Source organism: Microbacterium sp. (assembly GCF_030149085.1).
Taxonomy (GTDB): Bacteria; Actinomycetota; Actinomycetes; order Actinomycetales; family Microbacteriaceae; genus Microbacterium.
This window is the reverse complement of sequence record NZ_JASBSF010000053.1, coordinates 1-5,355: the sequence shown is the minus strand read 5'-3', so window position 1 is coordinate 5,355 and position 5,355 is coordinate 1. Positions and strand designations below refer to the sequence as shown.

At 69.1% G+C, this 5,355-nt stretch carries 7 protein-coding genes; 2 read left to right on the top strand and 5 right to left on the bottom strand.

Annotated features, from left to right (window positions below):
* Positions 1-704 (top strand): EamA family transporter (locus tag Q1V87_RS02145; protein ID WP_300590654.1); only part of this gene is annotated, 704 nt, incomplete at its 5' end.
* A gap of 19 nt (positions 705-723) precedes the next feature.
* On the opposite strand, the gene Q1V87_RS02140 is transcribed toward Q1V87_RS02145, so the two are convergent.
* Complete coding sequence (locus tag Q1V87_RS02140; protein ID WP_300590653.1) at positions 724-1,692, bottom strand: nucleoside hydrolase; 969 nt, start codon at positions 1,690-1,692, stop codon at positions 724-726.
* 126 nt (positions 1,693-1,818) lie between these two features.
* Here Q1V87_RS02140 and Q1V87_RS02135 point away from each other — a divergent pair, with 126 nt between their 5' ends.
* Positions 1,819-2,655, top strand: a complete 837-nt coding sequence (locus tag Q1V87_RS02135; RefSeq protein ID WP_300590652.1) for a PfkB family carbohydrate kinase — start codon at positions 1,819-1,821, stop codon at positions 2,653-2,655.
* 3 nt (positions 2,656-2,658) lie between these two features.
* Here Q1V87_RS02135 and Q1V87_RS02130 read toward each other — a convergent pair whose 3' ends face one another.
* From Q1V87_RS02130 to Q1V87_RS02115, 4 genes are read right to left on the bottom strand one after another with little or no spacing between them, the layout of a single operon-like run.
* Positions 2,659-3,198, bottom strand: a complete 540-nt coding sequence (locus Q1V87_RS02130) for a hypothetical protein (RefSeq protein WP_300590651.1) — start codon at positions 3,196-3,198, stop codon at positions 2,659-2,661.
* 42 nt (positions 3,199-3,240) lie between these two features.
* Positions 3,241-3,456, bottom strand: coding sequence for a hypothetical protein (locus tag Q1V87_RS02125; RefSeq protein ID WP_300590650.1), 216 nt, complete (start codon positions 3,454-3,456; stop codon positions 3,241-3,243).
* Position 3,457: 1 nt separating this feature from the next.
* On the bottom strand, positions 3,458-4,399 hold the full coding sequence (locus Q1V87_RS02120) for an ABC transporter ATP-binding protein (protein ID WP_300590649.1): 942 nt from the start codon (positions 4,397-4,399) through the stop codon (positions 3,458-3,460).
* A 42-nt stretch (positions 4,400-4,441) separates the two neighbouring features.
* A complete protein-coding gene (locus Q1V87_RS02115) occupies positions 4,442-5,134 on the bottom strand; it encodes a TetR/AcrR family transcriptional regulator (protein WP_300590648.1) in 693 nt (230 codons plus the stop codon).
* Positions 5,135-5,355 lie beyond the last annotated feature (221 nt).

Here is a 5,355-nt window from a genome sequence, read left to right as displayed (position 1 = left end):
CAGCCTGGCGCTCGGTCGTCGGCTTCGGGCTGGTACTCGCGCTGATGAACTGCCTGTTCTACCTGGCGCTCGCGCGGCTTCCCCTCGGCGTCACGGTCACCATTGAGGTGCTCGGACCGCTTGTGCTCTCGGTGATCGCCGCGCGTCGTGCCAGCGCCTGGCTGTGGGCAGGGCTGGCGCTGATCGGAGTCATCGCGCTGGCCGGGGGCGGGTGGGACCGACTGGACCCGATCGGCGTCCTGTTCGCGCTCGGGGCGGCATCCAGCTGGGCGCTGTACATCCTCGCCTCCGCGCGCGTCGGGCGTGAATTCCCGCGCCTGGACGGACTTGCGCTGGCCATGGTGGTGGGCGCGCTCGCAGCGCTGCCCTGGGGACTGATCGCAGCAGGCGGCTCACTCGTGCGCATCGACCTTCTCGCATTGGGCGCGGCAGTCGCGGTGCTCTCTTCGACGATCCCGTACGCGCTCGAGCTGTTGGCGTTGCGGCGGCTGGCGGCATCCGCGTTCGCGATCCTGATGAGCCTTGCCCCCGCGACAGCGACCCTCGCCGGCTGGTTGCTGCTCGGACAGGCCATGACGTGGCTCGAGATCGTCGGAATCGCGCTGGTCATCGCTGCGAGCATCGGAGCCGTTCGGGCTGCATCAGTCCGAGCAGCGACCGGCACGCGCGGCGCGGAAGCTCCTCCCGCCGAGCCCCTTCCGTAGGTCTGCGCTCCGCCTTCCGCTAGGGCGTGGCCGTGTCGCCGAGGATGGTCGACACCAGGTGTTCGGTGAGGGCATCGGCCCCGTCGAAAAGCACCCGGGTCCGGACGCCGTCGTGATCGCGGGGGCCGAGGCGTTGTCCGCGCATGTCGACGACGGTCGAGCCCCGCGAGGGACCGTCTGTCGTATCGATGACGACGGGAACACGCAGGCTTCGTCCGATGCCCGGCGCCCCCGCCGCGGTCATCGCCGCCAGCGGGTCGTGCAGGGGGCTGAGCCGCTCGCCGAACTGCGGCACGTAGAAGTCGAGGTAGTGGTCGAGGATGTCACCGACCGTGCGTGCGAACGGATCGGCTGAGGCGAGCAAGCGGCCCCGGTCGCCGTCGGTGAGGACGTGGTTCATGGTCACATCCAGTGGCACGAACGTCACGTCCCAGTCGGCGCGCGCGAGAACATCAGCAGCCTCGGGGTCGTTGAAGATATTCGCCTCTGCGACGGATGTGATGTTGCCGGAGACGAGGGCTGCGCCACCCATCGTCGTGACACCGGCGATCCGCGACGGCAGTGTCGGGTCGCGCTCCAGGGCGATCGCGATGTTGGTCACCGGCCCGATCGTCAGGAGGTGGAGTGAGCCGGCGTAGGCATGAGACAGCTCGAGCAGCAGATCAGCCGCGTCGTGAGAGTCGGGTGAGGCGCCCGAATCGGGGAGGATCACGCCGCCGATGCCATTGTCGCCGTGCACGTGTGGCGCGCCGCCGCCGTAGGCGTGGGTGAGGTGGTCGTGCGCGCCCACCGCGACGGGGATGTCGGGGAAGCCTGCCAGCGCGAGCAGATCAAGGGTGTTGCGGGCGGCTTGCGCGGCATCCGTGTTGCCACTGACCGTGCCGACCCCGACGAGCTCCACCAGGGGTGAGCGCAACAGGTAGGCCAGGGCGACGGTGTCGTCGATACCGGTGTCGCAGTCGAGGTACAGCGCAAGAGGCGCAGTCATGTCGCTCCCGGGGGTGATGAGGTGAGCGGACGGCGCCGTCCGGGGCGCGTCGCGCACCCCTTCGGTTATATCGCGCGGTGAACCGCCGGTCGTACCGGGAGCCACGGTGCGTGATGGAATGTCGGCATGACATCCCGAGGTCTGGGCCCGCTCTGCGTGGTCGGAAGCATCAACGTCGACATCTCCGTCACGGTGAGTGAACTTCCCCTTCCCGGCGAGACCGTGCGGGGGCGCGGACCGATCCGCGGCGCAGGCGGCAAGGGGGCGAATCAGGCAGCTGCGGCAGCTCGGCTCGGTGCTGCAGTGCGGATGCTCGGCGCGGTCGGAGACGACGCCGACGGGCAGGCCATGGTCGAGAACCTCCGCCGCGCAGGCGTCGACACGTCCGGCATCCGGGTCGTCGCGGAGCCGACGGGAACGGCACTGATCACGGTGGATGCCGCTGGCGAGAACACGATCGTCGTGTGCGCCGGAGCCAACGACGCGGTCGAGGGGGCAGGGCCGTTCGCGTCCGACGAAGCGGTGCTCGCGCAGTTGGAGATCCCCCCGCACGCGATCGAGGCACTCGCGGCATCCGTGCCCGGATTCTTCGCACTCAACGCGGCGCCTGCGCGCGACGTGCCCCCCTCGGTGCTGAGACGCGCGGACCTCGTGATCGTCAACGATGCCGAGTTCGCCGCGCTCCCGGCAGTGTCAGCAGCGCGTGTCGTCGTGGTCACCCACGGAGCTCGCGGAGCGTCGCTGTGGCGAGAGGGTGAGCGGATGCTGACCGCTCCGTCGGCGCTGGTTGACGCGGTGAGCGCCGTCGGTGCCGGGGATGCCTTCAGCGCCGCGATCACGCTTGCTATCCACGCCGGCTGGCCCGATGAGGTAGCGCTCGCAGCGGCATGCGCAGTGGGCGCCGACGCGGTGACCCACGTCGGCGCCCAGCCGCCCCTCCGCTCGCTCGCTGAATACCGGTAGCGCTCAGCCGGCGATGTCGCGGGAGCGCAGCGCAAGAGCTGCAGCTCCCGTGAACACGATCGCGACTGCCCAGACAGCCGCGATGCCCCAGCCGAATCCCGACTCGAGCGGCGACTCGCTGTAAGCCCAGGAGTAGGGCGAGAGCCGTTCAACCCACGCGAGATCCCCGGACTGGTTGGCGACAGCCTGCAGCGCGTACCCGTAGACCGCGATCCCCGCACCCGCCGCGACCCCGGCGATCCGGCGACCGGTGATGGCACCTGCAAGGAGCGCGGCAGTGGCTGACAGTGCGCCAAGTCCCGCGAGGGCTGCAATCGCTGCGATGATCCCGGATGCCTCCAGCCCGAGTTCTGCAGGTCCGTTGAGGATGCCGACCACCACGCCGATGACGATGCCGAACACGACGAGCTTCAGAAGGATCGCCAGGGCGTTCTCGAGGACGTAGGAGACACGGCCGATCCCGTGTGCCAGGTCGAGTTCGAGGCGGCCGTTCTCTTCGGCGCCGCCGATCGCACTCGCACCCCACGCGGTGGTCGCGATCACGATCAGCGCGAAACCGATCAGGCCGAAGAAGGTCGCTTGCGCCTACCCCGAGCCGGTGCCGATCTGGTCGTAGCCGAGGGCGTCGACCAGCTCTGGCGGCAGCGTCGCGATGATCTCTTCGAGCGAGCCGCTGCTGCCGAACGACGGAAACAGCGGAAGGTAGAGCGCGAGGGCAGCAGTGAGGCCCAGTGCCCACGCGAGCAGTCCGCGCCAGGAGTCACGGAGGCTCCGGGCTGTGATGGGGAGCAGGCGGCCCATCTCACTCGCCCCCCATCGCTGTGGGGGTATCGGTGCTCGCGGACCCGTAGAGGCGCAGCACCGACTCCTCGAGGTCGGGCTCCTCGATCAGCAGCTCCGCCACGTGGAAGTGGGCCAGTGCCTTCACGAGCGGGTCAATCTCGCCCTCGAGCGTGGCGTGCACGATCACCCGGTCATCCTGCGCACGCACCTCGGGGGGCGTGCTCGTCGACAGGGGCGCGAGTACGCCGCGGACCGCGTTGGGGTCGGCATCCGTCAGCACGGCACGGATGCGACGCACGGCGCCCAGCCGCAGCTCGTCGACAGCACCCGCCGCGACGATCCGGCCCTGGCTGAGCACTGCGACCTCGTCGGCTGCCTGCTGGATCTCACTGAGCACATGGGAGCTCAGCAGAACCGTTTGGCCGTTCTGCCGCGCCTCGTGCACGAGGCCGAGGAATTCGCGCTGCATCAGAGGATCGAGTCCGCTCGTGGGCTCGTCGAGGATCAGCAGTGGCGGCTCATGCATGAAAGCCTGGATGAGCCCGAGCTTCTGCTTGTTGCCCTTCGAGAGCGTGCGGACAGGGCGGGAGAGATCGCACGAGAGCCGCTCGGCCAGGTGGTCGATGCGCCCGGGGCTGACCGGTCCCGAGACGCTCGTGTAGAAGTCGAGGAGGCGCCGCCCGGTCGCCCTTCCCTCCATCCGCAATTCGCCGGGAACGTACCCGATGCGTCGCCGGAGGGCTGCCCCGCCGGTTCGCGGATCGGTTCCGAGCACGCGGGCGGTGCCGCTGGTTGGCCGGATGATATCGACCAGCATCCGGAGGGTCGTGGTCTTTCCTGCCCCGTTGGGGCCGATCAGGCCGAACACCGTGCCGGGCGTGACAGACAGGGTCAGGCCGTGGAGGGCGGTGCGCCGCCCGTACTGCTTGCGCAGGTCGTTGAGTTCAATGGCAGGGGTCATCCCCTGCTCCTTTCGTCGCTGGTGTGTGATGGATGCCGAGAGTCAGTCGGCCAGCGGCGGGTCGGGGTCCTGGTGCGGGTCGTTCTCGCCCTTGCCCGAGGGTGGACCGATCGGGCGCTCCAGCGCGTCGTGCGCAGCGGTGAGCAGCCGGTCGTCGGCATAGAGACCGTGGGTGTAAAACTCGAGCAGCGGCAGGGTGAGCCGGCGAAGCAGCGTCTCGGTCAGCCCGTCCTCGCCGAGGCTTCGGGCGAGCTGGCGGCGCAGGAGCACCGGGGCGAGGCCGTAGAGCGTCACCGCGGTGACCGTGACGTCCATGTCCGACTGCGGGCGGAGCATCCCGGCCGCGGCCTGTTGCTCGAGGAGGGTGCGCGTCGCGGCCGTCAGGGAGCCGAAGAGGTCGTCTGCCGCCGCGGTGTCGGATGTCAGCATCCGGGACATGTAGTCAAGAAGTGGCTCGTAGCGCTGGCGGTCGGCGAGGGCCTCGCGCATCATCGCTGAGGCGCCGCCACCCGCGAGTCGGCCCTTGTCGGTGACCAGCGTCTGGACGACGTAGGCGTCGCACTCTTCACGCAGTCCGTCTTTGGATCCGAAGTGGTGCACGATCAGCGCTGCGCTCACGCCGGCGCGCTGCGCGATATCCCGCAGGCTGGCCGCGTCGAAGCCGCGCTCTGCGAAGGCCGCGATTGCCGCATCGCGGATCCGATCACGGGTTGAAGCGTCGGGGGCTGAACGCATGTTCAACAGACTAAACAGTTGTTCAGTGCGGCGTCAAGGGGTAGACCGCGTGCTCACGGATCTGCCGACGCGGGAGCGTACTATCGCCGGTTCGAGGCGATCGCGCAAGCCCCTCCGGACTGGCGCGTCGAGCCGCTATCGTCACCAACGCGACATGACGTCGCGCTCTGCAGATGGAAGGAGACCCCATGGGATTCATGGAAGATGCGAAGAAGAACATC